Source organism: Pedobacter sp. GSP4 (assembly GCF_051857575.1).
Classification (GTDB): domain Bacteria; phylum Bacteroidota; class Bacteroidia; order Sphingobacteriales; family Sphingobacteriaceae; genus Pedobacter.
Map to the genome: position 1 here is coordinate 238,035 of NZ_JBPZIR010000009.1, position 24,576 is coordinate 262,610.

General features: G+C 38.2%; 27 protein-coding genes. 23 read left to right on the plus strand and 4 right to left on the minus strand.

Annotation, left to right across the window (positions count from 1 at the left end; genetic code table 11):
• The 3 genes from ACS5PU_RS20540 to ACS5PU_RS20550 are packed head-to-tail and all read left to right on the plus strand — an operon-like array spanning position 1 to position 3,275.
• Positions 1-1,320, plus strand: coding sequence for a Gfo/Idh/MocA family oxidoreductase (locus tag ACS5PU_RS20540; protein ID WP_439461039.1), 1,320 nt, complete (start codon positions 1-3; stop codon positions 1,318-1,320).
• A 10-nt stretch (positions 1,321-1,330) separates the two neighbouring features.
• On the plus strand, positions 1,331-2,326 hold the full coding sequence (locus ACS5PU_RS20545; RefSeq protein WP_439461040.1) for an FAD:protein FMN transferase: 996 nt from the start codon (positions 1,331-1,333) through the stop codon (positions 2,324-2,326).
• 22 nt (positions 2,327-2,348) lie between these two features.
• Positions 2,349-3,275, plus strand: a complete 927-nt coding sequence (locus tag ACS5PU_RS20550; protein WP_439461041.1) for a hydroxypyruvate isomerase family protein — start codon at positions 2,349-2,351, stop codon at positions 3,273-3,275.
• Positions 3,276-3,704: 429 nt separating this feature from the next.
• On the opposite strand, the gene ACS5PU_RS20555 is transcribed toward ACS5PU_RS20550, so the two are convergent.
• Complete coding sequence (locus tag ACS5PU_RS20555; RefSeq protein WP_439461042.1) at positions 3,705-5,195, minus strand: alpha-amylase; 1,491 nt, start codon at positions 5,193-5,195, stop codon at positions 3,705-3,707.
• 160 nt (positions 5,196-5,355) lie between these two features.
• Between ACS5PU_RS20555 and ACS5PU_RS20560 the strand changes: the two genes are divergently transcribed.
• Together ACS5PU_RS20560 and ACS5PU_RS20565 are read left to right on the plus strand one after the other, a co-directional pair.
• Complete coding sequence (locus tag ACS5PU_RS20560) at positions 5,356-5,877, plus strand: acyl-CoA thioesterase (protein ID WP_439461043.1); 522 nt, start codon at positions 5,356-5,358, stop codon at positions 5,875-5,877.
• A 70-nt stretch (positions 5,878-5,947) separates the two neighbouring features.
• The gene (locus tag ACS5PU_RS20565) at positions 5,948-7,138 is read left to right on the plus strand and encodes a sodium:proton antiporter (protein WP_439461044.1); all 1,191 of its coding nucleotides are present in this window, start codon (positions 5,948-5,950) and stop codon (positions 7,136-7,138) included.
• Here ACS5PU_RS20565 and ACS5PU_RS20570 read toward each other — a convergent pair.
• The gene (locus tag ACS5PU_RS20570; protein WP_439461045.1) at positions 7,128-7,688 is read right to left on the minus strand and encodes a hypothetical protein; all 561 of its coding nucleotides are present in this window, start codon (positions 7,686-7,688) and stop codon (positions 7,128-7,130) included. The genes ACS5PU_RS20565 and ACS5PU_RS20570 overlap by 11 nt on opposite strands.
• Positions 7,689-7,856: 168 nt before the next feature.
• Complete coding sequence (locus ACS5PU_RS20575) at positions 7,857-8,261, minus strand: EVE domain-containing protein (RefSeq protein WP_439461046.1); 405 nt, start codon at positions 8,259-8,261, stop codon at positions 7,857-7,859.
• A gap of 85 nt (positions 8,262-8,346) precedes the next feature.
• Between ACS5PU_RS20575 and ACS5PU_RS20580 the strand changes: the two genes are divergently transcribed.
• The 5 genes from ACS5PU_RS20580 to ACS5PU_RS20600 all read left to right on the plus strand — a co-directional run bounded on the left by ACS5PU_RS20580 (position 8,347) and on the right by ACS5PU_RS20600 (position 13,112).
• Positions 8,347-8,880, plus strand: coding sequence for a hypothetical protein (locus ACS5PU_RS20580; RefSeq protein ID WP_439461047.1), 534 nt, complete (start codon positions 8,347-8,349; stop codon positions 8,878-8,880).
• A 75-nt stretch (positions 8,881-8,955) separates the two neighbouring features.
• Entirely contained in the window at positions 8,956-9,546 is a 591-nt protein-coding gene (locus ACS5PU_RS20585) for a tyrosine-type recombinase/integrase (protein WP_439461065.1), read from the plus strand.
• A gap of 50 nt (positions 9,547-9,596) precedes the next feature.
• Entirely contained in the window at positions 9,597-10,397 is an 801-nt protein-coding gene (locus ACS5PU_RS20590) for a hypothetical protein (RefSeq protein ID WP_439461048.1), read from the plus strand.
• 108 nt (positions 10,398-10,505) lie between these two features.
• On the plus strand, positions 10,506-10,967 hold the full coding sequence (locus ACS5PU_RS20595; protein WP_439461049.1) for a hypothetical protein: 462 nt from the start codon (positions 10,506-10,508) through the stop codon (positions 10,965-10,967).
• A gap of 198 nt (positions 10,968-11,165) precedes the next feature.
• Complete coding sequence (locus ACS5PU_RS20600) at positions 11,166-13,112, plus strand: DEAD/DEAH box helicase family protein (RefSeq protein WP_439461050.1); 1,947 nt, start codon at positions 11,166-11,168, stop codon at positions 13,110-13,112.
• Between the two features lie 64 nt (positions 13,113-13,176).
• Here the strand turns inward: ACS5PU_RS20600 and ACS5PU_RS20605 are convergent, their stop codons facing one another.
• On the minus strand, positions 13,177-13,776 hold the full coding sequence (locus ACS5PU_RS20605) for a helix-turn-helix domain-containing protein (RefSeq protein ID WP_439461051.1): 600 nt from the start codon (positions 13,774-13,776) through the stop codon (positions 13,177-13,179).
• A gap of 1,014 nt (positions 13,777-14,790) precedes the next feature.
• On the opposite strand from ACS5PU_RS20605, the gene ACS5PU_RS20610 reads away from it, so the two are divergent.
• From ACS5PU_RS20610 to ACS5PU_RS20670, 13 genes are all read left to right on the plus strand, one after another.
• Positions 14,791-15,300 (plus strand): hypothetical protein, encoded by a 510-nt coding sequence (locus ACS5PU_RS20610; protein ID WP_439461052.1) that lies wholly within the window; start codon positions 14,791-14,793, stop codon positions 15,298-15,300.
• Between the two features lie 184 nt (positions 15,301-15,484).
• Complete coding sequence (locus ACS5PU_RS20615; protein ID WP_439461053.1) at positions 15,485-15,997, plus strand: hypothetical protein; 513 nt, start codon at positions 15,485-15,487, stop codon at positions 15,995-15,997.
• A gap of 328 nt (positions 15,998-16,325) precedes the next feature.
• Positions 16,326-16,781: a hypothetical protein gene (locus ACS5PU_RS20620; protein ID WP_439461054.1), complete on the plus strand. Its 456-nt coding sequence runs from the start codon at positions 16,326-16,328 to the stop codon at positions 16,779-16,781.
• Positions 16,782-16,798: 17 nt separating this feature from the next.
• Complete coding sequence (locus ACS5PU_RS20625; RefSeq protein WP_439461055.1) at positions 16,799-17,593, plus strand: DUF4595 domain-containing protein; 795 nt, start codon at positions 16,799-16,801, stop codon at positions 17,591-17,593.
• 42 nt (positions 17,594-17,635) lie between these two features.
• Complete coding sequence (locus ACS5PU_RS20630; protein WP_439461056.1) at positions 17,636-17,986, plus strand: hypothetical protein; 351 nt, start codon at positions 17,636-17,638, stop codon at positions 17,984-17,986.
• Between the two features lie 88 nt (positions 17,987-18,074).
• Positions 18,075-18,458, plus strand: coding sequence for a hypothetical protein (locus tag ACS5PU_RS20635; protein WP_439461057.1), 384 nt, complete (start codon positions 18,075-18,077; stop codon positions 18,456-18,458).
• A gap of 180 nt (positions 18,459-18,638) precedes the next feature.
• Positions 18,639-19,289: a hypothetical protein gene (locus ACS5PU_RS20640; RefSeq protein ID WP_439461058.1), complete on the plus strand. Its 651-nt coding sequence runs from the start codon at positions 18,639-18,641 to the stop codon at positions 19,287-19,289.
• A 9-nt stretch (positions 19,290-19,298) separates the two neighbouring features.
• Positions 19,299-19,571, plus strand: coding sequence for a putative phage abortive infection protein (locus ACS5PU_RS20645; RefSeq protein WP_439461066.1), 273 nt, complete (start codon positions 19,299-19,301; stop codon positions 19,569-19,571).
• A 571-nt stretch (positions 19,572-20,142) separates the two neighbouring features.
• Positions 20,143-21,240 (plus strand): YbjQ family protein, encoded by a 1,098-nt coding sequence (locus ACS5PU_RS20650; protein ID WP_439461059.1) that lies wholly within the window; start codon positions 20,143-20,145, stop codon positions 21,238-21,240.
• Entirely contained in the window at positions 21,237-21,899 is a 663-nt protein-coding gene (locus ACS5PU_RS20655; protein WP_439461060.1) for a hypothetical protein, read from the plus strand. The genes ACS5PU_RS20650 and ACS5PU_RS20655 overlap by 4 nt, the downstream gene beginning before the upstream one ends.
• A gap of 10 nt (positions 21,900-21,909) precedes the next feature.
• The gene (locus ACS5PU_RS20660; RefSeq protein ID WP_439461061.1) at positions 21,910-22,695 is read left to right on the plus strand and encodes a hypothetical protein; all 786 of its coding nucleotides are present in this window, start codon (positions 21,910-21,912) and stop codon (positions 22,693-22,695) included.
• 10 nt (positions 22,696-22,705) lie between these two features.
• Entirely contained in the window at positions 22,706-23,353 is a 648-nt protein-coding gene (locus ACS5PU_RS20665; RefSeq protein ID WP_439461062.1) for a DUF4145 domain-containing protein, read from the plus strand.
• A gap of 115 nt (positions 23,354-23,468) precedes the next feature.
• The gene (locus ACS5PU_RS20670; RefSeq protein WP_439461063.1) at positions 23,469-24,044 is read left to right on the plus strand and encodes a RusA family crossover junction endodeoxyribonuclease; all 576 of its coding nucleotides are present in this window, start codon (positions 23,469-23,471) and stop codon (positions 24,042-24,044) included.
• The last annotated feature ends 532 nt before the right edge of the window (positions 24,045-24,576 follow it).

A 24,576-nucleotide genomic window follows, 5' to 3' on the forward strand; every position in this document is an offset into this window, starting at 1 on the left:
ATGAAAAAACCAATTAATTACCAAGACCGTCGCGATTTTTTAAAAGCTAGCGCTATGCTTGCTGGTGGAGCAATGTTGAGCAGCATTCCACTTGCAGGCGCTTACGCTTCGGGCTCCGATACGATTAAAATAGCCTTGATTGGCTGTGGCGACCGTGGTACAGGCGCAGCTTTCCAAGCATTGAGCAACAAATTCAACATCAAGTTGGTGGCGATGGCCGATGCTTTTCAAGACCGTTTAGATAGCAGTTTTCAATCTTTAAATTCGAAATTTGCTGCGAAAATGGATGTTCCGAAAGAACGCCAGTTTGTAGGTTTCGATGCCTATTTAAAAGCCATCCCTTTGGCCGATGTAGTGCTGTTAACTACACCTCCAGGTTTCCGCCCAATTCATTTTGAAGAGGCCGTAAAACAGAATAAACAGATTTTCATGGAAAAACCTGTAGCAGTTGACGCGCCGGGGATCAGAAAAGTGCTGGCTGCAGCAGAAGAGGCTAAAAAGAAAAAATTAAATGTGGTTGTTGGTTTACAACGCCGCTACCAAACCAATTACCGCGAATCGATTAAACGCATTAACGATGGTGCGATAGGCGATATTATGGCAGGACAGGTATACTGGAACAGTGGTGGTGTTTGGGTTCGTCCGCGTACGGCAAACCAAACCGAAATGGAATACCAAATGAGAAACTGGTATTATTTTAACTGGTTATGCGGCGATCATATTGTAGAGCAACACGTACACAATATCGATATTGCCAACTGGGTAAAAAATGCACATCCAGTTTCGGTGCAGGGAACTGGCAGCAGGGCTTGGAGAACCGGCAAAGATTATGGAGAAATTTATGATAACCACTCCATCGAATTAACTTATGCGGATGGCGCCATTATCCATAGCCAATGCAGGCACTTTGAGGGCATTAGCAACCGTGTTGATGAATCTTTCCAAGGTACCAAAGGAAAAATCTATCTTTCAGGAAGCAACCAGGCTATTATGAAAGATTATAGTGGCAAAGAACTGTACAACCACAATACCAAAGGCAATGCAAACCCTTACCAAACCGAGCACGATGAACTTTTCGATGCGGTTTCTAAAGGCGAATATAAATTCAGCAATGTAGATTATGCGGCAACCAGCACATTCTCGGCAATTATTGGCCGTTATGCCACTTATTCTGGTCAAACCATTAAATGGGACGAGGCTTTGGCTTCGAACATCAGTTTAATGCCTGAGCGTTTTGCCTGGGATGCCAATCCAAAATTAATGCCTGATGAAAAAGGATTGTACCCTATTGCCATGCCCGGACAGGCCAAGGTAATATAAAAATAAACGGATGCAGTATAGGTTTTTGTGCTTGCTTTTACCCTTGGTTCTGGCTTTCGTTTTTAAAAAAGAGCTTAAGCAATATAGGCTCAGTGGATATGCGCAGGGAACAGACTACAGCATTATGTATTACGCTGCCGATAGTTTGGTTACCAAACAGGGCATAGATAGTTTATTAAATGAAATTGATTTATCAATGTCGCTTTACAAAAAGAGATCGTTGATAAATCAATTCAATGCTGCACAAAGCTCGGTCAAAACCGATCGCTTCATTAACGAGGTACTGAAAAGGAGTTTCGAAATTAACCTCGATACCAAAGGTATTTTCGATATTACCGTTGCCCCATTGGTGCAGGCCTGGGGATTTGGTCCCAAAGCAATCCAAACAGAACCTAGCCCGGCTACCATTAAATCGATTATGCCGTGCATAGGCATGAAAAATCTCCGGTTGAAAAATGGCTTGTTAACCAAGCTAAAACCTTGCATACAGATTGATTTAAATGGAATTGCACAGGGCTATAGTGTCGATTTAATTGCAGCTTACCTGGAACAGAAAGGAATTAAGCATTATGTGGCCGAACTGGGCGGGGAAATCAGGATTTTAGGACCAAAACCAAACGGCGAAGCGATGAAAATCGGCATTGAAGGCCCAGATAAGGATGGAACCCCGGTAATTAGGCATATTGCAGCCATAAACACGGGCGCCATCACCACTTCAGGCAATTACAGAAAGTTTCACCAAAGCGGGAAAAAAAAGATTTCGCACCTGATTGATGCCAAAACGGGCTATCCTTTGGATAATGAAATGATCAGCGTAACGGTTTATGCCAATGATGCCATAACGGCCGATGGCTACGACAATGCGTTAATGGCCATGCACCTTAAAGATGCGATTGCCTTTGTAGAAAGCAGGAAAAATTTAGAAGCTTATTTTGTGTACCACCAAAAGGACGGCAAAGTTGCCGACACCTTAACTACCGGCTTTAAAAAATTAATTACACCTTAATATCGGTTTAAAAAACAAACAGATGAAAAGAAGTGAATTTATAAGAAACAGCTTATTAACAGCGGGTGCAATGGCCTCAGGCGCTGGGTTCAGCCATACTTTCGCAGCCGAAAAGCAACCTACTCCACTAAGCGACAAAACTTTTAACCTGGATTATGCCCCGCACCAGGGCATGTTCGAAAATCATGCAGGCAAAAGCTTTTTAGATCAGATCCAATTTATGTACGATAAAGGGTTCCGTTCTATAGAAGACAATGGATACCTGAACCGTTCGGTTGAAGAGCAGGAAAAAATCGGCAACCTTTTGGGAAAACTGAGCATGCGCATGGGCGTTTTTGTGGTTGATGGCGGCGATAACTGGAAAACCTCGTTAACCACCGGCAAAAAAGAGTTTAAGGATAAGTTTGTCGAAACCTGCAAAAAATCGGTTGAGGCAGCAAAACGCTGCAACGCTAAATGGCTAACGGTAGTACCAGGCTTTTACGAAAGGAATTTACCTTATGGAAACCAGTTTGCCAATGTAATTGATGCCATGCGTGCCGGAGCAGAGGTTTTTGAGCCCCACGGACTGATTATGGTTTTAGAAACTTTAAGCGATACACCGGAACTTTTCCTGCAAAAAACAAACGAAACCTATGCGGTATGTAAGGCGGTTAAAAGTCCGTCGTGTAAAATACTTTACGACATTTACCATATGCAACGCACTGAAGGCGACCTGATTAAAACGATTGACCGCTGCTGGGATGAAATTGCTTACATCCAGATTGGCGATAATCCTGGCCGAAAGGAGCCTACTACAGGAGAAATCAACTACAAAAACCTCTTCAGGCATTTACATAAGAAAGGCTACAAAGGTGTTATGGGCATGGAACACGGAAATTCAAAAGGTGGTAAAGAGGGCGAACTGGCCGTGATTTCAGCTTATAGGGCAGAAGATAATTTTTTGTAGTATAATAGCGAAAACAAAAATACTATCCTTCGACTATACTCAGAATGAGATTGTTTTTGTTTTTTCCCTGAATTATCAATACCAGTATTATATCAGCGTGAATGGTTCGTGAGAACACGAACCATGGTGGTGCAGTTCATCAGTGTAAAAAATCGTCATTGCGAGAAGGCTTTTCAGCCGACGAAGTAATCTTACAAGCGAAGATCACTAGCATAAAAGATTGCTTCGTCGTTCCTCCTCGCTATGACGAGTTTTCTATTCTATCCCATGGTCTATGTCTCCACAGACCACTTGCTCGAAATCACGGCATCTCATTTGAATCTGAGCTTTCCGGAGATTCATATTAATAATCTAAAAAGATCCTTCGACTACACTCAGGATGACAAGCTTGAAAGGTCAACTACGCTCAGGATAGCATTTTTTTTTAGATTACTCCCCTACCTTCAATACCCAAACGGATACACTGCCGGCATTGCAATGAAACTCTGCCCAGCCATTTGCATCAATAATTACTTCCTGCTCGCGGTAGCCCAGGGCATCAACAAAAGTTTTTCCGGCAAAGTGTTTACCCATTTCCATGCTTTTAAAACCTTCTTCGCCTGTGCTCAATAGTACGGCAATACCACTATTTTCATGTTCTTCATCGCCTGCACGGGTCCACCCTACGCAATTGCCATGATCAAAATAATCGCGCTGCTCGCCATAGGCCAAAGCCGTACGGATTTTACTCATGGTTTCTACTGCTGGTATCGCAGCTAGTTCTACATGAACTTCCTCTCCTTCATTATCCTTATCATCGTAAATTCCACCATATAAATCAGGAAAAAACAAACACGGTATGCCCTGCAAACGCAGCAATATAATGGCATAAGCCAATGGTCTGAACCAAAAATCGACATAAGATTCTAAGGCCTGCAAGGGCTGCGAATCATGATTATCTACAAAAGTGACTGCCAAATCGGGTTTTACCTGCACCAGGGTACCATCAAAAATGCTGCGCATGTCAAATTCTTCATCTTTACTGGCCAAGAAAAAATTATGGTGCAATAGCGAATCAAAAATCTGCGTGCGACCGCCGGTAATCTCAATATAATTCAGTTGTCCTTCAATATCCACCACGTTCCAATCTTCGGCAACGATAAAAAACTCCCGGTTAAATTTCTGGTTCAAATGATCAATCCATTCCACAATAAATTCGGGATTGATGTGTTTAACAGCATCTAACCTAAAGCCATCCACTTTAGTCGTTTCAACCACCCATTCGCCCCAATATTTCAGTTCGTTAACCACCGCTTGGTTGCGGTAATCGATATCGTTGAACATCAGGTAATCGTAATTGCCGAATTCGGTAGATGGAACTTCCTCAAAGCCCTCGCCAAGGTAATTCTGGATCGAATAAATGGCGGTCTCTTTCCGGTCCTCGGCCCAATCTACACCGCTAAAGCACTCGTGGTTCCATATAAACTCAGAATATTTGCCCTGCCGGCCCGGAAAGGTAAATTTGGTCCAGGCTTCTATTTCAAATACATCGCTGGTAAATTCGTTCCTATCTTCAGGGTTTACCGTTCTTACCTGTATTTTTTCGAGTTCATCGCCACCGGCTTTATGGTTAAAAACAGCATCTGCCAAAGCAGCAATACCGTTTTCGTGTAAGGCTTCAATCGCTTTGATATATTCATCTTTCGAGCCGTGCTTGGTATTTACACTTCCTTTTTGGTCAAACTCACCCAAATCGAACAGGTCGTAAACAGCATAACCCACATCGTATGCGGCGTTGTTTGATTTATAGGCAGGCGGTAACCAAACAGATGTTACGCCAATTTCTTTTAAATGACCGGCTTCGGTAGCAACTTTGGTCCATAAATTCTGTTCTTCATTATAATACCAATGGAAAAATTGGATAAGGGTTTGATTCTGCATTAATTCGATTTTTGTATAGATAACATGATATATAGTGAATTGTTTTTTACGATTTGTCCTAAAATTGTCCTTTCTAATTTCTTTAATTGCTAGGTAAAAACACCATTTCAATTTACCCGAATACGATTTTAACGCACATTTTGCTTACTTTTGCGCTCAAATGAGTTTAAAAAAGAAATTTGCCAAAGAGAGCTTTACCATCATGAACGAGTTGGTATTACCGAATGATACCAATACGCTTAACAACCTAATGGGCGGCCGTTTGCTGCACTGGATGGATATTGCAGCGGCAATTTCGGCACAGAAACACTGTAACCGCATTGTGGTAACGGCATCGGTTGATAATGTTTCTTTTAAACACCCTATAAAACTGGGCGATGTAATTACCATTGAGGCCAAGGTAACCAGGGCTTTTAATACATCCGTAGAAGTGCGTTTGGATGTATGGGCTGAAAACATTCCTAGTGGTGCACGCCAGAAAAGCAACGAGGCTTATTATACTTTTGTTGCTGTAGATCAGAGTGCCCGTACCATTCCCGTTCCAGAACTGGTACCCGAAACCCCCGAAGAATTAGACCTATATGCCGGTGCTTTGCGCCGCCGCCAACTGCGACTGGTGTTGGGAGGAAAAATGAATCCGGATGACGCTAGCGAATTGAAGGCACTTTTCTTTAAAGCATAGTTTTTACACAAAACTTCTTGGTGCTTCGGCTGTTTGTTTTATTTTAGCGCTTTACCTTACGCTGAAAAATATGACAACCTACACCATTCTTATTATTTTAAGCGGATTAGTTATCTTTTCCTATTTATTTGATTTAGTGGCCAGTAAGACAAAAATACCATCGGTTTTGCTGTTGCTTTTATTGGGTATCGGGCTGCGTTTTTTGGTCGGTTACCTAAATATACACACCTTTAATTTTCTTTCCATTTTACCCACTTTGGGTACCGTTGGTTTAATTTTAATCGTTTTTGAGGGCTCGCTCGAACTGAAATACGACCGGCACAAGAACAAAGTGATCAGAAGTGCCTTTTTATCGGCACTAACCATCTTATTGGTGAGCATTAGCATCATTACCACCATCATTTACCAGATTACGCATCAAAACCTATATACCTGTATCGCCAATGCTATTCCTTTTAGTGTAATCAGCTCAGCCATTGCCATCCCATCGGCTGCTGCCCTGGGCAATAACGACCGTGAGTTTGTGATTTACGAATCTTCTTTCTCGGATATCCTGGGCATTATCATTTTCAACTTTGCCATTACCAACCACTCCATTACCACTTCTGCATTTATTGGCCTTGGCTTAAGTACATTTTTAATTGTGCTGCTTTCGGCCATTGCCTGTGTGGTATTGCTGTACATTATGGGTAGGCTCATCCACCACATTAAGTTTTTCTTAATTATATCGATACTGATACTGGTTTATGCCATAGGCCAATCCTACCACCTCTCTTCACTGGTACTCATTTTAAGCACAGGTTTGTTTCTTAACAATGCCGATACCATTCAAAATGCGTGGTTTAGGGGTGTTTTTCTGTATAAAAATCTTTCGGCAGATTTATCACAGCTCTACCAGCTATCGGCAGAGAGTGCTTTCATTTTACGCACCTTCTTTTTTGTTATTTTTGGTTTTACCATGAACGTTAGCGAGCTGAACGATAAGCCGGTTTTAGCCAATGGCTTTTTTATCCTGCTTACCATTTACGCCGTGCGCTTTTTCTTTTTAAAGGTATTTAAGCACGGCGCAGTTGCCCCGATTGTGTACATTGCCCCTCGCGGTTTGATTAGCATTTTACTGTATTTTAACCTGCCTGCCGAGTTAAAGATACCACAGGTGGGTACCTCTTTTTTATTTTTGGTGGTACTGGGCACAAGTATCGTAATGACTTTGGGCATAACTTTAAGCAAAACAGCTAAACGCGAGGAACCTACGGCTTAAATGACGCCGAAATCTTTTTGATCTGCTCCAATTCTGTCAGTACATTGGCATTTGCCTGATAGTAAACTGAGAAATAATTTAGCTCGTTTAGTTTGTTAACGTCTTTTTGACGAAGATTGAAACGGGCAACATTTGGATTTATAGCATGAATGGGCGCTGCCAAGCCATTCGCAATGCCCGTAAATATGACCGAGAAGAAGGCAACACCCAACTCATCTTCTGGAGAGGGCATTTTCTTTCCCCACTTATTTACCTTATCCCCTCTTGAATTTAATTGATATTCTTCTGGATCGGAACCGATTTTAATCAGGTTTATTCCTTTATAATTCTTTTTTATGGTTCTTATCTGAACTGTTTTAATATCGTTGATTGCTATTTTATCGAACTCGCCATTATCGTTTAAAATTACATATGCAGAATCAACCTTATACAGTATCCCCTTGTGCTTACCGGAAGTTGTTTTTAGGATAGCGATGTAAGGTTTAACGTTTTGGCCCATGGCCAAGCTAACCCACAGGATCAAAGCTAAAGCAAAACAGCATTTTTTCATATTCAGGTGTTAAGATTGCTCAATATACTGAGGTTTGATGTAAAAGCAAAGTGTGTGGCGTTAGGCGTGTAGCGTTTGGTGTTAAGCACTTATCGCCAAACGCCCAGCACTCCCTTCAGCTTTAACCCAGTAACTGAGAACTGAAAACAGCCAACTCCAAGAAGCCCCTTAGCTACCCATCTCCAAAATCTTATCAAATTCTGCTGCTTTTAAAGGCATAACCGATAAACGGCCCTGGCGCACCAAAGAAATATCGACCAAACTGGGCTCAGCTTTGATCTGCTCCAAAGTAACCGGATTTTTTAGGCTTTCTACCGGAGATAAATCGACCACCACCCAATTGGCATCATCCGTAGTGGGATCTTGATAAAACTCTCTCACTACCTTGGCTATACCGACTACGTTTTTACCTTCGTTACTGTGGTAAAAAAGCACCAAGTCGCCTTCTTTCATGGCTTTTAGGTTATTACGGGCCTGATAATTACGCACGCCATCCCAAAAGGTGCGGCCATCTTCGTTAAATTTTTCCCAACTGTATTTAAAAGGTTCTGATTTGACTAACCAATGGTTCATGTATTGTATTGTTTAAAGGGCTTTGAGGGCACATTTTCAGTTCGATTTTCGAATTGGCGACAAAAGTGGCGACAAATCCAACTTTATGAAACAGTCAAAACAATCCCAATTGATACACATTTGGGAAGATTATGAATTCTATTTAAGCATTCCGAAAACCTTTACTGGCTCTAATAAGCCCTATGTTTACTTCTATTATTTAGACCTCAAAACTAACAAATCTACACGGATTAGGAAATACATTGGAAAGAATGACGGGAATATAAAACTGATTAGAGATGAGGCAAAGAAACTCATATTAGAATTGGCTACTTTGCTAAACGACAATTGGAATCCCCTGACCAATTTACAGAATGAGGAAGTAATTAACTCAACATCATCAATTGAAGAATGTATTTCTTACTGGCTAATGAAGCGTCAGGATGCGCTTAATAATGAATCAATAGCGAAGAAGACCCTTAAAAACAACAAGATATTAATGATGCATTTCACGTCATTTCTTGCCAATAAAAACCTTAAACATCTTCAAGCAAAGAGTCTTACGAACATTCACATTAAAGAATTCCTGGATACCAAAGCTTTTGAAAGGAATTGGGGTAAAGTGAGCTACAACACTTAATTAATAGACATTGGTACGTTTTTCAACTATCTAAAGGATTTAAAGATTATTAAAGAAAATCCCTGCGATAAAGTAATTAAGAAAGTCACTCGCTATGACTCAACACGCTTTAAAGTATTTGAAAAAGAAGAGTTACTACTAGTTTCATCCCTCCTATCAAACGACAAGCGTCATTTCGGTTTATATGTGGCAACTAAGCTACTCTTTAAATATAACATCAGACCGCTAGAATTAACAAGGCTTCAAATTGCTGATTTAAACCTAAAAGATGAAACATTAGTAATACCACCCTCAAAAACAAAAAACGGTAATGAAGCTAGATTTAAATTGGATAATGAAACAATAGGGATTCTAAATCAATTAATAACCGATTATCCGCAGGAGTGGTTCATTTTCGGTGGAAGAAATAAACCAGCAGAATTACAGGTCTGTTCCGATTACTTTGGCCAAAACTGGAGGTTCTTTAAAAACAAACACCAGCTACCGAGACATTTAAAACTCTATGCATTAAAGCATACTTCAAACTATTACGACATAGAATCTGGATCTAGTTATGAAGAAATTCGCCAAAGGAACAGACATGCAAATTTACAAGTCACAACACTTTATATAAAAGAAAGGCTATTTAAAAATGAGATAAAGCCATCACGAAGTAATCTATTCTAAAGTAACATGAATATCTTTACAGCAGAGTAGCATATTTTACTCTGCTTTTTATGTTTGATACCGCACTTAAAGTAAACCTAAAGCTATTAACTAGCTACAATCTCAGCTTCGATAAAAAAGAATACATTACCAACCAAAGCATACTTGTTGCATTGGAAATGGACTATCAAACTGAAGATACATACAATTATGTAGTCGACACCTTTGAACAGTTGCTTGAAAAGTTTGATCTCTCAAAGCATAGAAATGAACTTTTGTATCTAGTGATGAAAAAGAATGAGCAGATTAGAATACGTTACGATGCATACTGGCAGAACTACCATGATGACCTCACCTCTAAAGAGGTAGCGAGTTTCATGTTAGCTTATAAAGAGTCAAAACCGAATGAGCACTTACAACTTGCCGTTAAACCTACCCTTAATGCAACAGCCTCAATAAAAGATACCGCCATTGCAAAATGGATGTGTCAAGTTCTATTTGAGAAGATCGAAGCAAGAGAGTTTCCATTGGGCATATTTGGAGAGAAGATACTTTACAATCTGTTTGGCAATGACTTCTCATCAGATACGCCACTTGATTTAAATAAGCTGAAAGCTACTGCCACAATGGGCATTCGCAAACCAACCAAGCAGCTTAATAAGTTAAAAGTTGAGTTTAGTCAGTTCTTACAAGTTTACCTGCATGAAAATACAGAGCTTAAATTGCCTGATGGAATAATGTTAACAGATGCACAGGCTAATTTCTTCTTTGATGTACTTGAAATGCTAGGCTACCATGATCGTGAAGATTTCGATTCCGAACCAAAAGACTACATGCATGCTATCTTTAGAAACACCTTAACAAGCAAGTAATCAAGGCTATAGTCCGATATTTTTTTTATCTGTTACCTATTGCCTCCTACATTTTTAAGAAGCCTCAAATTTGCATTGTCGTTCCACTAATGGAGCACACAATGAATTATGACAAAGAAAGCAATAGAAGCTTTTTATAACAGCTTGCAAGTTAATGAAAAACGCACTTACTGCCCAAGAATCGGCATTTACCTGATACTCGAAACTTATTCCGGTAGGTGTTATGATAAAGATGCGTTAATGGCTAAATGTAATTGGCGGGCAACAGAAGCAGATATATACCAAGCTAGCTTCGTGGTTGAAATCCAAATGGAAAGCTTTAAAAATCGAGCAACTACTGAACAATTAGCAATTATTAACAGTAGAGAGCTCATTGGTCGTGAAATTGAGGTTAATATCTCAGAAGAATCTCCCATTACACACAAGTTGAGAATTAAGTGGCGTGCAATCCCTGAACCTAAAACAATCGATATGCTTAATACAAAGCTAAAACGAAGAGAGCTAAATGATTTTGAGTTTGATGAGATAAACGAAGATGAAATTGAAGAGGATCACGAACCTTTAGATTGAATTAAGGTAAGTATTTTGAAGGGGCAAACGCCCCTTTTTTTGTCTTTTAAACACACACATCAATCCTACGTCAACAATCTTATTATCAAGGCTATACATGCTTTAATTTTATGCTTTGATCTATTTCTTTTAACCTAGACAAGCCTAGCGACCTTTGTATCAGTTCAACGATGAAGTTGAATTTAAGATACATAAATAATGATAAAGCCACTAATCAATTACGACAAGATCATTAAGACATCAGCATTAAGATTGAGCGATGAAACACAGCTCAATCCACTACCAAGTAATATTGTATTAAACAAAGTGCTTACAGGATGGGGAGCAACTTGGAGTGAAATAAAAGCGGATCGAAACAGTATTATTGTATTGCCCCATAAGAGTCAGATCTTCAATAAGCATAAAAAACATGCAGAGGAAGATAATACATTTGTAGTTGTTGAGGGCGTAACTGCCAAAGCAATTGAAAAGCACTTAAAATCAAATGGATCAAAGAAACTTAAGTTTCTTACAACACCAGAGGGGCTGAAAAAACTTGTTTCTGCTATTCTCAACACAGGTGTCGATCCTTACTTAAATTATTTCATCCTTTTAGATGAATGCCACAAGATAACAACAGACATCGGCTACAGGGTTAATATATCGCAAGTAATGGATGACTTCTTCCTATTCAAAAATAAGGCGATGATCTCTGCAACTCCTTTGAGACCCAGCGATCCAAGATTCAGCTCGTTTGAATTCTGCAAAGTTGAACATGAAAGGAATGTTAAAAAGGATATTACCGTGTTTACAGTCAACAACCTTGCTTCAGCTTTTAAAGAGTATATCGAAAGCTACGAGGGGGAGCAGCTATTCATCTTTTTCAACTCTTTAAATGGCATCCATTCATTGATGGCATCAAACGGCTTGACAGATGTTTCTAGTATTTATTGCTCAGCAGATGGAGTTAAAGACTTTGAAATCAAAGGTTACACTAATGCTTTTAGCGAGATCGACAACTCTACATTGTCGAAGTTTAACTTCCTTACCAGTAGTTTCTTCAATGGTCTAGATATAGATAAGCTGGCAGCATTACCGGATATCCTGATTCTGACTGATACTCGATACGTTAGCCACTCAATCATTGATCCAAATACTGATACTTACCAAATCTTAGGAAGGTTTAGACAGCCAATAGCCAATGGAGAATACCAACCAAGCTATAAGACCGCTTGCCATATTATCAACAATAGATTTAATACTTCATTCAAGCTACAAGAACAGGCAATTTCTGACCTGCTAAAATCAGAATCGAGATATGAGCTTTTACTTGAGTTACAGGCTGCGACAAGCGATTTGTTTTTACAGGATGAGGTTTATGGGGAAGCATTGAAAAGGCAAAAGCCCTATGTAAATATTCTTCAACAAGATGGCTCATTAGACTATTTCAAGTTTGATAACTACCTATACGAGGAAAAGGTGAAGATGTGTTATGGGCACGAGATATCTTCTGGTTTAAGTTATTACTTTTCTGAACTTTTTAATGTGTCAGAGCGTTCAAAAGTGTATCTGCCCGAAGAATTTGAAACCATGAGTAAAGAAATGAAAAGATACTCACCAGAGGGAATTAAGTGGGCCTGTGAACAGTTTATCTTAAATGAAAATCTACAGGGAGAAGAAGGGGCTGACCGGTATTTTCATGAGTTAACGCAACGATTCCCGTTTGTTGAAAACGCAATTGCTATACTTGGCTACGATAGAATTGAGTTACTAAAGTTTAACTATCGTGCAATCGAAAAGGAATTACTTAAGCTTGATCAATCTGAACGAAGAGTTCATCAAGGTATGATTGATGCAGTTTATGCCACCTTCATACTTGATATTCCTTATGAGTTGTCAACGGTTAAACACATGCTTCAAGCGCTCTTTGAAGAATTTAATGTTACTGGTAAAGCTAAATCAACTGACATTACAACTTACTATGAGATAAAAACATACTTTCATCATAAGCCCTTATTGAAGAGAGAGATAAAGCAGCTAAAGAACTCTGATAAACCACGTGAGATAGATGGTGTTAAGATGAAAACTGTTAGAATGTGTAAGCTTATAAATAAGAAACACAACTCAATCAATCCCTATTCAACGAGAACGCACAGATTTAATTAGTATCGCTATATTATAACCCCTGTTTAATAAAAATGTGCAAACAAAGGACTGGCTTAGCTATCAGCTAAGCCACCTTTAACGTACCGAATGATGGCTTTGGCTTGGTATAGTCAAAGATCCATTCAAACTTATCAGCCAGGGTGTAAGTTTTACCACTTCGTTCTCGCTTATATACAACATATCCCTTATCAATCAAGGAGGTTAAAGGCTTGTATACTTGCCTGTAACTTAAACCCAACCGCTTAGCAATATCAGTTATAGTCATGATGCTCATGCCTTTACCATGATACCGAAGTATTTGCCTTAAACACAATAGCATTGATCGTTCATATATTGTTAGCTCGACGCCCAACTTAAAGAATGAATAAGGTATATGTTCAAAGTTGTGGAACTTAGGAAATCGATATTTATTGGATTCCTTTTTCTTTTCAGAACGTTCAACTTCAATGAAACACGCCTGTTCTAAACGATTAAGAGATTCAATTACATACGACCGCGAACAGTGTGCCCGTTTAGCGATAGTTTCGTATGATGGATAGCAACCTTGCCATCCATTAAAGGATCTCACGGATATGTACACCATTAGATCAGTGTATTTAATTTTCAATTGATCCATCGCAAGGATCTGTGGTAAGACAACGAATTGCCCATTAACATAGTTCATAATAACATTAGCATAGATTGTAAAAGAGGTTTATCTTGCCAAGTGAAAATTATGGCATCAGGAATGGATCTGAGGTAATTGCCAATCAAGAACTGATTGATCTAACATTACCCTAAGATACGAAAAATCTGAAAAACTATCAAGGATTTTTACCTCTCACATACTCTATCTAAGAAGTAGAATTATAGTATAGGTTGAGTATGTCTAAGTGTAAAAGTTACCTCTGGAATACTACTAATTTTAATGTTAGTCACCCTTATAAAACCAAACGCAAAACGGAATCGGCAGGCTATAACAGAGCAACAATGTAAAGTTGCCACGATCAAGAACAGAATTGTGATCTGATCTCGCTATCAAAGTGAATGTAATAACACATGCAGTGATAGCGATCAAACTAACCGCAAACTTCAGCTTTATCGGAGGAACACTCTGTTCCTTCAATAGGTACGTTGCAAGGAAAAAAACTATTGACGTAGGCAAGGAAATGAGTGCTGCTATAACTAAAGTCAATAACAGAAACAAAGGCAGTTCACTCCACGGTGCATCCTCAGCTGGAGAAAAGATTATCATTGTTGACCACAAAGCTACAGTACCAATAACGATGCTAGAAAGCCATACTTTGATTGTGTAAGAGAGAGCTGATTGCATTTAAATAAATATAGCAATAGCAGCCCAATTTCAAAAATATAAAAATTAGAGGTCGAATTTACGAACCCACCCCTCCCCCTCGAATCACTGAAACCAGTTCAATATGAGCGGTGTGCTCACTAACACTCTCTCGATTTTAATAGTATCCTGGCTTTATAAAAGCTAACACTTCTCAAATGAAAAACAATCATAACTAGTGCTTCCAAAATGAAATCATGAGAGTGTTAAGCGGAGCAACCTAGATTCGTCTTCACCCCCGAGACGGCAAGTCGAGTAAGTCAAAAGAAATAGCAAGCTTCAGTAGCAATACTGGGGCTTCGCTTATTTTATGGCGATTCTAATGGTTTTACCTCTAATTCAAATCAAATGTCATTCGTTAAGCACCCTTTTGAGAACAATAAAGACCTTGAAGTACTCCAAATGATAGAAAACCAATGGAAATCAAAACGATATTGCTCAAAGAACTACCACAGAGCATTAAAGAAAGGAATGGAAACACAAAAGCTAAATAACAAGAATGCAGAAATCTTCTACCACGCAGCGATCGAAAAAATCAAGCTCTTGCACGCCTCACTCCCAAACCGAGCCGACAGAGTTATTATTGAAATGAACCTAAAAACTCATCCCTGTACAACTGATGAACTATATTCAATATGCTTTTCAGCGTGCTACTTTGACTTAGCTTGTGATATACAGAACAACTATTTCATCCAGTACAAAATGGAAAATTGCCCATTACAAACTCAAATAATGGAGCTATTTAAACGCCTTGGAATGCTTCAATTTCTTCGGCCTGACACTAAGATCAAAGATTACAAAACGTTCTTTAAACGGGCACTACAAGTCCAACCAGAGCGTTTTATCACCTTGCTTTAATACCGTTCATTTGCACATTTTAGCTTTTAAGAGATCAAAATCGGCTATCAATAAAAACACAAAATCCAGTAGCAACCTGACTCTTTAAAAGCTAACAAGCTCTATATCCAGTACAATTTACCAAGCACCTCGAAGGGGTGCTTTTTTCATTTAACCCAGTTATAACCTTTTAAATCAATTCAAAATGAAAACACAACCGAAAACAAAAGCACAATCTAAAACGCAGTTCGTGCCGATTACAACCGACATTCAACTTACCAATAACGAGGTTGAAAAAGCATATACACTGATGGTAGACAAAGCAACAGAACTATTAAAACGGTTTGATGTTGCCAAATTCAGAACCTTCGCCTTGATGGATCACACCAAGAACGAACAGAATGCCAACTTAGTAAAGGAGTTTCTCTGTTATCACTGGAACATAACTTTATCCATGAGCCCAAAAGATGCCCGTTATTTTATTTTTATTTATCTCGGGCAAGAAGCACTTGAAAAGTTTGGCAGCATCCTTACTAATAACCTTTTAAGAGAATGCTACCAACTCACCCAATCCAACGATAATACTGGAGGTATCGAATACGCACTTAGAGTGAACTATTTACCTGCTGATAGCCTCCACAATTTTTATTATCGCAGGATTGTAGAGGGTGAAACCGGTTACGTGTCTATTGGTACAGTTGAGAAAGAAGCAGCCTAAATAAAAAAATATAGGCGCAGCATGCGCTTATATTTCTTTGTCTTTGGTTATCTTTGTTAAAATAATAAAAGCACATATAGAAGTAAACGAATAATACATAATTAAGATATAAGCGTTAAGCTTTCCGTTCTTGTCTAAGGAAATCGGCAAAATTAAATTAAGACAACAAGAACAGATGAGTTCAACACCTACGCCAATAAGCGTTAGGTGCTGGCTTGTTTGTTGTTGTCAGGTTCTTGCCGAGCCTCTTAGACGCAAACAAAGCTCAGTCCTAGCGCTTATTGTGTTTATAAAGCCGAGTTGGACTATCGGTGTAACAACCAACTCAATGAAATCTAAATTACTCATTGCCTGCATTTCAATCTCCCTCCTAACCGCATGCAAACCTCGTAATCCAAACGGCATTTACATTATTTACGAATCCACACCATACAATCCTATGTTTGGGGGTACAAGCGATTTCGACCAAGCATCATCTGAAAGACTTAGCGAAGAACTACAAGGTAAAAGATATAATCTTGAATTTAACGAAGACTATATCATACTTAAACTTGGAGAAAAGAATGATATGGTACTGGCCAGAAAGATTGAAAGGTTCAGTTCCGAGAGATCAGACACCACCTATAACTATAATTATACGTTGGATGGTCAAAAAACAGCACTTTCAATGGCCGTTAGCCCAAATAAAGATGTGCCTACTGCGAACCTAATGGTAACGGTCAATTCTAGAGATGGAATAGTGGCTAGAGTTACTTGCCGATTGAAGAAACGCAATTCTAATTAACATTAAATACGATTAAGATGAACAAACCCCTAATTATGCTCTCAGCAGCTCTCCTGTTGATCGTAGCGTCATGCAAAAAATCAAGCGACTCAATTGAAGAACCACTGTCGGTTTCTAAGAACTGCAAACTTACACAGGTAAAAAGCACTGGCAATCCAACAATTTATTACAGTTATACCAGTGATGGTAAACTTGCAAGAATCGATAATGGTAATGCAACATCAACTGACTTCGAAACTTTCACTTATACAAGCGGAAAACTCACCAATTACTACGAGTATCCTATTACAAATGGCAAGGCAACTGGAACAACCAACTTTACATTAGATGCCAGTGGCCGAATATCAACGGTTACAACATCAATCCCTAGCACAACAACTTTCACTTATGATAGTAATGGCTATTTGACCAAAGGCGTTACAGTTAATTCAAGTGGCACATTCACATGGGCTTATACATGGACAGATGGAAATTTAACAAGGATTGCAGAACCGAATGGCACAGTAACAACTTTAGCTTATAATGCAGAAGAATCGAGGGATAATGTGATTAACAATGTATTGATGCCATTAAACTTCTCCAATTACAATGGGTTTGACATATCCAACTTGGTTAGGTACATGGGTAACAGATCGAAGAACCTAATTGTAAAAACAACAGAGGTAGCAGCAAATAAAACTTACACAGCCAATTACACTTACACTAAAGATGCTAATGGTAATATCATCAAGTTACACAACACTTGGGCTAATACAGGTTCTAGCACATCGAGCAGCTCTTATGAGCTAGAGTTTGTTTACGATTGCAATTAACATGTGGTAAAGAATCATTGCTGCTTTAATTAAATAAGTGATATGTACAAGAACTACACAGTAGATGCTAATTTGATAGCATCTGCCACAAACCTAACCAAGAATTACCCATCATTGGTATTACCGTTTTTAGAGCTGCTTGAAGAATGCATTATTGTATATTACAAATTAGAAGTTGAACTGCTAGAAGAAGTGGATGAAACAAGATACAATGAACTGTGTACACAATTTATAACAGCACTTGATGAATATTCGCCTAATTTCAAAGAGGGTGACTTTATTTACATTCCCTACGTTATGCATTGTAGGATAAGGTTATTGATGGGTAAAGTTTATGTTGCTAAGCCTAATAACGTTATTAACTTCCTCAAACCAATAGTATTGTCAAGTTAGCACTTACCTGAAATCTGTTACCACTATTATAAGAGCCATACTATGTGGCTCTTTTTTATTATACTTGAGTTCTAAATGATCGCTAATAATGTTAAAGTTAATCCTATTTATAACCTGTCTTTCATGTTCTTTGGTAGGTTATGGTCAAAATAAATCTTTCCACTCCATACAAGAAGTTATAGATTATCATACTGCCGAATTAAAGAAAGGTAATTGGCATAACCTTGAACATATCTATATCTCAACATATTTAGATACAATTGCAACATCAAAAGAAGTATTGTTAATTCAAAACGGACTTGATGCGAGGTTCATTCGGAAGAAAGGCACCAATTTGCTTATTCAAGTTACCATCAAGACAAAAGTTGATCACCTTGAACTAAGCATAGCTAACTTTAGCGTATTTAAAAAATCAAGAAGACACTTAAACTTAACAAACTTAGGTAATGGCAATGTATATATTGTCAAATAGCTTTTAAAGGCTCAATTCCCTCCCTCTCTCATTTAGTGGCTTACAGTGAGGAAGGGAGTACTTTAAACGTGCAATGAATTCTAAACTTATTATCTAATAGTTACAGCAATGTAGCTCTTTTAAATAACTTCGTAGAATGCTGAATTTACACAAATCCAAACTGATTATTAACAAATACCTATGCTTAAACTAACAAATAAAAAAATAGAGCTCATTGCCATCGGCTTATTAATTGGTGGTGTTATCGCTGCTTTGGTTGGCTTTATTATTTTTACGTGGCGACAAAACACCTTTGTAACTGATATGAGAGCTGATACATCTCTGTTAGGTAATCTCGGATCTTTTTTATCTGGAACCGTAGGTGCAACTTGGTCACTAGCAAGCGTTATATTATTTTATCTTGCTTTAAAAGAGCAACGTAAGGATATTAAGATCAATCAAGATGCTTTGAATTTACAGATTAAGGAGTTAGAAGATACTAGAATGGTATATGTTGACCAATCTAACACATTCAAGACTCAAGGATTTGAAAACACATTCTTCCAACTACTTCAATTACATTCAAACACAGTGAAAGAACTTTCTTATAGTTCAGGTGGTTATCCTGAAACGCATACTAATGGTAAGACCATATTTATTGTTTGGAAGCAGAGGTTAGATCATTTTGCCAAAGGTTACACTCCAGAATCAGAACAAGATGAATTTGGTGGTTGGGTAAACTTCCCATCAATTCCGTACAAGAACTTCGAAGAAGTTTATCAAGCGTTAGATACTAAATACCGATTGATGTACTCAGACTTCGAAAACACTCTTAATCACTACTTCCGTTAACTTTACCATATCTTTAAATACATCCACCTATCTGCACTTATCCCTGACGAAAGGAAAGCCTTTTATTCGAGTCTGGTTAGAGCCCAGTTGTCTCAAAACGAATTATACGCATTGCTTTTCAACTCGCTAGTTGATGGGTATGGGGATCCAAAGTTCATCTTCCTGATTAAGCGATACAACATACTGAAAAACTTCAATACAGATGGAATACCAGACCCAATCATTTGGGAATATTATCTTGATAAGGTAGTAGTAGATCCTTATGATCATCCAATAGGTTAGCCTTTAAATTATTCCTAGCCCGTGCCTTTTCCTCAAAAGGAGTGGCTTAAGCGAGGAAAGGCTCGGTCTAGTCATTAATCCTGTGCTTTGACTTCTGTACTGCATTCTTACAAGCTAACTGCGGGCACTTTTCAGCTTCTAACACATATCAGCGGACAGTGCTAATATGATTAGGAAGATCGGTATTCGGCAAGTCTAATGCCACTTAAAACACACGCCATTGCTTTCCACTGTCATGGTTTTAATTTTGGCAAAGCGGTTGCCTCATGAATGCTTTTTCTGTTCTTATCTAGGATTTTGCTAACGCTTCATCCTGGATAAGCCCACACGCATTCCACTTTTCAGCTCACCTGCGTAATCGTTCATGCTGCGCTACGCTTGTGTTAAAACATAGCTACAACCCGTTGCTCTGCAACTGCTTGTTGTAGCACATGAACTCAGTTCGCAGGCGGTGAGCTCGGGATAAGTTGGAAATATTAAATGACATCAATATATTAGAGATTATTAACAGCTCAAATCATTATTTAGCTTCTGTCGAGGCTTAAAACGAACTCAATCAATAAAAATAAATATGGCAAACCCTAAAGAAGTTCTCGTAGTAACATCTTCAAATGCGGATGGGCTTAAAATCAGAAGGTTCATCAAACCCGTATCGGCACATATAGTCGCAGGCACGAACATGTTTAGTGATTTTTTAGGAAGCTTAAGTGATGTATTTGGAGGGCGTTCTCAAACCTATCAGAAACAACTTAGTTCCCTGTACAATGAAGCTATAGAAAGGATTAAGCATGCCGCACATGAATTAGGTGCAGATTGTGTTATCGGGTTAAACATTGATATAGACGAGATTTCTGGCAAGGGTAAATCTATGTTCATGATAACAGCGATTGGAACAGCAGTCGTTCTTGAAAAGCAAGGAAGTAATTTAATGCCAACTACTCAATCTGATGAACGCTTTGAGAATATCGGGGTAGATAGACTAAATACCTTACAACGCAGGCGAACCATTATTGCCCAAGCTGAGGATGGTAATCTCTCTCTTAACGAAGATGTTTGGGACTTCATAACATCAAATCAAGTTCATGAAGTGCTTCCAAGTCTGTTAAGAAAATTCGAACGTACAATAGTCAACGAGCAATTAAATCAAGGTTCTACAGAGAAGTTCTATCGCCTACTTTCATCTTATTTAGATGCCATGCCAGAGGATAGAAAAATTGAATTGCTGTATGATAATGTAAGAGATTCTAAAGTGGATTCAGTGATTACAAAGTTATCTCAGCTCATTAAAGATTTGCAGTTACTTGATTATGATAAAGTGAAGGCATTGATTGCGAACGATGACTTTAAAGTGCAAAAGCGTGGATTGGCTATTGTTACTTATGATAAGCCGTTTTATAATAAGCAGGATGTGATTAATTTAAATGCCTTAAGGACATTAGTGAAAAACACCTTCGTTGAAAAGGGCAAAAGATCAATGAAGAAGCAATTGTTATCATCCAAGGAAAAGGAAATTTGGAATTGCGATTGTGGTAAAACAAATGATATTGGATTTCATTGTACTGGTTGTCAACAAGATATTTATGGATTTAAAGAAATGGAAGTTAAGCCGGACTTTGTTGACCTTCATCTACAGGAAAAGGTTGAATTGATTAATGAATATATAAAATGAAACTGGAGCAAATAGGAGAAAGAGTTAAAGAACTAATAGTGCTTGCAGATAGAACGCTCGCAACTAAATATAGACTATACGACAGTGAATATGTATCTTCCGAAGCATTCAGTGAATTTAGAGCCGCTTCTTTGTCCTTTTTACAATCGGTATTTGGTATCGATCATCCATTTTACAAAGAGTTTAATCATGATGTGAGAGATATAAATCCATACATGACTGAGCAAGGCAGGGGTATATTAAAGGCGATCAAAGGTCAGATTGACGGGGGTTGGTTATTTACTGTTAAATCGTTAGTGTCTGCCGAAATCTTCACAGACTTTCTAGAGATGGCTGAATACTTATTAGAGGAAGGTTACAAAGACCCTTCGGCCGTAATGATTGGTAGCGTAATGGAAGAACACTTGAGGCAACTATGTGATAGACATAAGATTTCTGTCACTGTAGAGAAGGGTGGTAAACAGGTTCCAAAGAAAGCAGATACTTTGAATGCAGAACTATGCGCACAAGATGCATATAATAAGCTCGACCAAAAGAGTATAACTTCATGGATGGACTTGAGGAATAAAGCTGCACACGGAAAGTATGACGACTACACTAAGGAGCAAGTTAATTTGATGTATCAAGGAGTTGTCAACTTCATTTCTAGAACATCATAATATGCGGTACATGGTTCTCACAGAACAAAAGAATAACTACGAAAAGCTGATCAACCATTGGATTGATATTGTAGAATCGTCATCCCTTAGCCTAAAGGATAAGAGAAAGAAAGTTATAGAGTTATGTCATTATGCTAGCTTTATAATCTCACTAATTAATACTGGCAGTATTACAAACATCGAGGATGTTAAGATTATTAAACTTGATGAAGAGCCAGATATTCACATCTCCTATAATGGTCTAAGTGTAGGTCTTGAGATTAAAAGAATTGTTAACGAGGAAGCTGAATCAGTCGGAAGACTTAAAGCTATATTGCAGAAAGCAGAACTGATTTATAAACAAACCTATCCATCAAGATGTGTTCTTGTGAATGTAATATTTGAAAAGTCTTGGGATGTTATGGCAAGATACTCACAAGACAACTTGGGAACAGAACTTGTAGGATACATATCCTCTACCATTGAAGGTTTAAAGATTGAAAAACCGAGTTTTATTAGATCAGTAAAGATCACTCAACATACTCAAACTTGCATTGAACTTGCAGGAACCCTAAATATTTCTACACTTACAGCTGATAGAATTGTGGAGGAGGTTGATCAAAAGGAACGTAAACTACACAGTTACAAAACTAAAAATCCCGAACTTAACGAAATGTGGTTATTAATGGTTTTTTCGGGTGTTAGTCCAGAATCTTCCTACGATTATGTCGAGTTGCCCTCTAGCAATTTCAATACAGCATTCGACAAGGTCTTTGTTTTAAATGATTTTAAAAAAGAGGTATACATAGCTAAGTAATGAGTAGATTATGGAAGAACAAGATATAAAATACAAAGTGCAGAACTATTGCACAACCTGTAACTCTATTGTTGAAACTGGGGTAATATTTGCCTACAACTCCGACATTACATGGACTGATGAACTGCAGAACCAAGGAACAGAAATCATTTTGGCTATGTGCCTCAACTGCAAGCAGCCAATCTTAACAGAACAGGAGTTTACTAACATCGAAGAACATAACTGGGTTAATTCAAAAGTTCAGCTTTACCCGAATCTGGATAATATAGCACTTAAAAATGCTCCAGAGATTGTGACTAGTCCGTATAAAGAAGCATACAAATGCTACAGGGCTCAAGCGTATGAAGCTTGCGTAATCATGTGTAGAAAGGGGATCGAAGCCATTTGCATGGACAAAGGAGAATTAAAAGGGAACCTTGCCAATAAACTGCTAGAGTTAAAAAACAAACAAATATTAGATGATACATTATATAATTGGGCAAATGAATTGAGGTTAATTGGAAACGACGGCGCACATTCTCATAATCAAATTGTAACAAAGCAAGATGCAAAGGATTCAATCGACTTCTTCGATGCATTAATTACCTATTTGTATCATTTGGTAAATCAATACAATCAACTCACTATCAGAAGGCAAGCCAAAAAACAAGGTATATGAATGAAATAACAAACATTGAAAACAGCCTTGAAGCATCAATAGCTAAAGATAACCCTCGTGATATTATAGGTGGGGCTACTGATTGAGAGTCTGAAAGTAAATAATAAGTGTAATCATGAATAAGAAAAGAAACATGGAACTTAAGAATCAGATAAAGGAGCTTACTAATGAAAGTGGTTTTGTAACTTTTTACAAGCATCCACAGATCGACTTTTTATTTGGTTTAACGTCTGGCAATCATATCCCTACAAAACAAGATGCATTCAAACCTCTAGTAGGTGTCGAAATAGCTGATGATGGATCTGAAACACCGCTTAATGACTTGTATGCTAAAAGTGATGTAAGTAAATCGATACAGAAGTTTACTGCTGATATAAAGCAAGTGGCGTCGCAGACTTTTAATGAAATCAACAGAATCAAAAAACCCCATTTGGTAGAAGTAATAATATCAGTTTCAACATTAGGGAAAAGGTTTCGGGAAGTAGACGTTGATAACCTTGCTAAATGCATCCTAGATGGTTTAAATGGGATCGCTTTCGATGATGATTCTCAAGTATCTAGTTTATTATGTAAGAAGTTTGTTCACGAAATGGGAATAAACAGTGTGATGATAGGAATTACTGCTATTACTGAAGAACGAAAGGGCTTAACGAGCGATGTTAAACTCTTCAGTACCATTCCATATGAATAATAACAGGCATTATGCGAAATTACAATGAAGTTCTTGAAGATATTGATCAGCTACATAAAGCTTTAGGCGGTCTTTAGACAGAGGAAAGAGTTGCTTTCGTTAGTGAATACTTCTATTCTGAAAGCTGAAACCTCCGAAAGATGGGTACAAGTGAATCTTACGAAATGGCACTTCTCAAATAATAAATGAACGGTCCGTAGATCATTACGCTCGTTACTTTTCAAATTGTAATGTTTTACACACAGGGGGATACACCCAGTTATTGAAAAGATAACATTCAAAAGAAATTGAATCGAACTGTGATTTAAACTAATGTTTTACTTTTCATTCAAAACGTGTTAGCGTATAAAGCAAGTTGGTGGAAATCACTGCTTTCAAAACGTCAAACTCCACTTTTACACCCACTAACCCTGTGCACTTCCCAAAATTCAGACCAGTTAAAAGTATAATTCTAGACCGAGCGCAGCGAGGCTATTAGAAAAAACTATTAATTTTAATTGGTAATATGAAAAGAATCAAGTTTACGGAATCT

Bases quoted from the DNA above. Each gene is read 5' to 3' on its own strand.
- ACS5PU_RS20670 (WP_439461063.1), top strand. From the start codon at position 23,469: ATGAATAAGAAAAGAAACATGGAACTTAAGAATCAGATAAAGGAGCTT.
- ACS5PU_RS20580 (WP_439461047.1), top strand. From the start codon at position 8,347: ATGAAACAGTCAAAACAATCCCAATTGATACACATTTGGGAAGATTAT.
- ACS5PU_RS20570 (WP_439461045.1), bottom strand. From the start codon at position 7,688: ATGAAAAAATGCTGTTTTGCTTTAGCTTTGATCCTGTGGGTTAGCTTG.
- ACS5PU_RS20610 (WP_439461052.1), top strand. From the start codon at position 14,791: ATGTCATTCGTTAAGCACCCTTTTGAGAACAATAAAGACCTTGAAGTA.
- ACS5PU_RS20550 (WP_439461041.1), top strand. From the start codon at position 2,349: ATGAAAAGAAGTGAATTTATAAGAAACAGCTTATTAACAGCGGGTGCA.
- ACS5PU_RS20650 (WP_439461059.1), top strand. From the start codon at position 20,143: ATGGCAAACCCTAAAGAAGTTCTCGTAGTAACATCTTCAAATGCGGAT.
- ACS5PU_RS20540 (WP_439461039.1), top strand. From the start codon at position 1: ATGAAAAAACCAATTAATTACCAAGACCGTCGCGATTTTTTAAAAGCT.
- ACS5PU_RS20640 (WP_439461058.1), top strand. From the start codon at position 18,639: ATGCTTAAACTAACAAATAAAAAAATAGAGCTCATTGCCATCGGCTTA.
- ACS5PU_RS20625 (WP_439461055.1), top strand. From the start codon at position 16,799: ATGAACAAACCCCTAATTATGCTCTCAGCAGCTCTCCTGTTGATCGTA.
- ACS5PU_RS20665 (WP_439461062.1), top strand. From the start codon at position 22,706: ATGGAAGAACAAGATATAAAATACAAAGTGCAGAACTATTGCACAACC.
- ACS5PU_RS20555 (WP_439461042.1), bottom strand. From the start codon at position 5,195: ATGCAGAATCAAACCCTTATCCAATTTTTCCATTGGTATTATAATGAA.
- ACS5PU_RS20655 (WP_439461060.1), top strand. From the start codon at position 21,237: ATGAAACTGGAGCAAATAGGAGAAAGAGTTAAAGAACTAATAGTGCTT.
- ACS5PU_RS20595 (WP_439461049.1), top strand. From the start codon at position 10,506: ATGACAAAGAAAGCAATAGAAGCTTTTTATAACAGCTTGCAAGTTAAT.
- ACS5PU_RS20560 (WP_439461043.1), top strand. From the start codon at position 5,356: ATGAGTTTAAAAAAGAAATTTGCCAAAGAGAGCTTTACCATCATGAAC.
- ACS5PU_RS20620 (WP_439461054.1), top strand. From the start codon at position 16,326: ATGAAATCTAAATTACTCATTGCCTGCATTTCAATCTCCCTCCTAACC.
- ACS5PU_RS20590 (WP_439461048.1), top strand. From the start codon at position 9,597: ATGTTTGATACCGCACTTAAAGTAAACCTAAAGCTATTAACTAGCTAC.
- ACS5PU_RS20635 (WP_439461057.1), top strand. From the start codon at position 18,075: ATGTTAAAGTTAATCCTATTTATAACCTGTCTTTCATGTTCTTTGGTA.
- ACS5PU_RS20660 (WP_439461061.1), top strand. From the start codon at position 21,910: ATGGTTCTCACAGAACAAAAGAATAACTACGAAAAGCTGATCAACCAT.
- ACS5PU_RS20615 (WP_439461053.1), top strand. From the start codon at position 15,485: ATGAAAACACAACCGAAAACAAAAGCACAATCTAAAACGCAGTTCGTG.
- ACS5PU_RS20600 (WP_439461050.1), top strand. From the start codon at position 11,166: ATGATAAAGCCACTAATCAATTACGACAAGATCATTAAGACATCAGCA.
- ACS5PU_RS20605 (WP_439461051.1), bottom strand. From the start codon at position 13,776: ATGAACTATGTTAATGGGCAATTCGTTGTCTTACCACAGATCCTTGCG.
- ACS5PU_RS20545 (WP_439461040.1), top strand. From the start codon at position 1,331: ATGCAGTATAGGTTTTTGTGCTTGCTTTTACCCTTGGTTCTGGCTTTC.
- ACS5PU_RS20575 (WP_439461046.1), bottom strand. From the start codon at position 8,261: ATGAACCATTGGTTAGTCAAATCAGAACCTTTTAAATACAGTTGGGAA.
- ACS5PU_RS20630 (WP_439461056.1), top strand. From the start codon at position 17,636: ATGTACAAGAACTACACAGTAGATGCTAATTTGATAGCATCTGCCACA.
- ACS5PU_RS20565 (WP_439461044.1), top strand. From the start codon at position 5,948: ATGACAACCTACACCATTCTTATTATTTTAAGCGGATTAGTTATCTTT.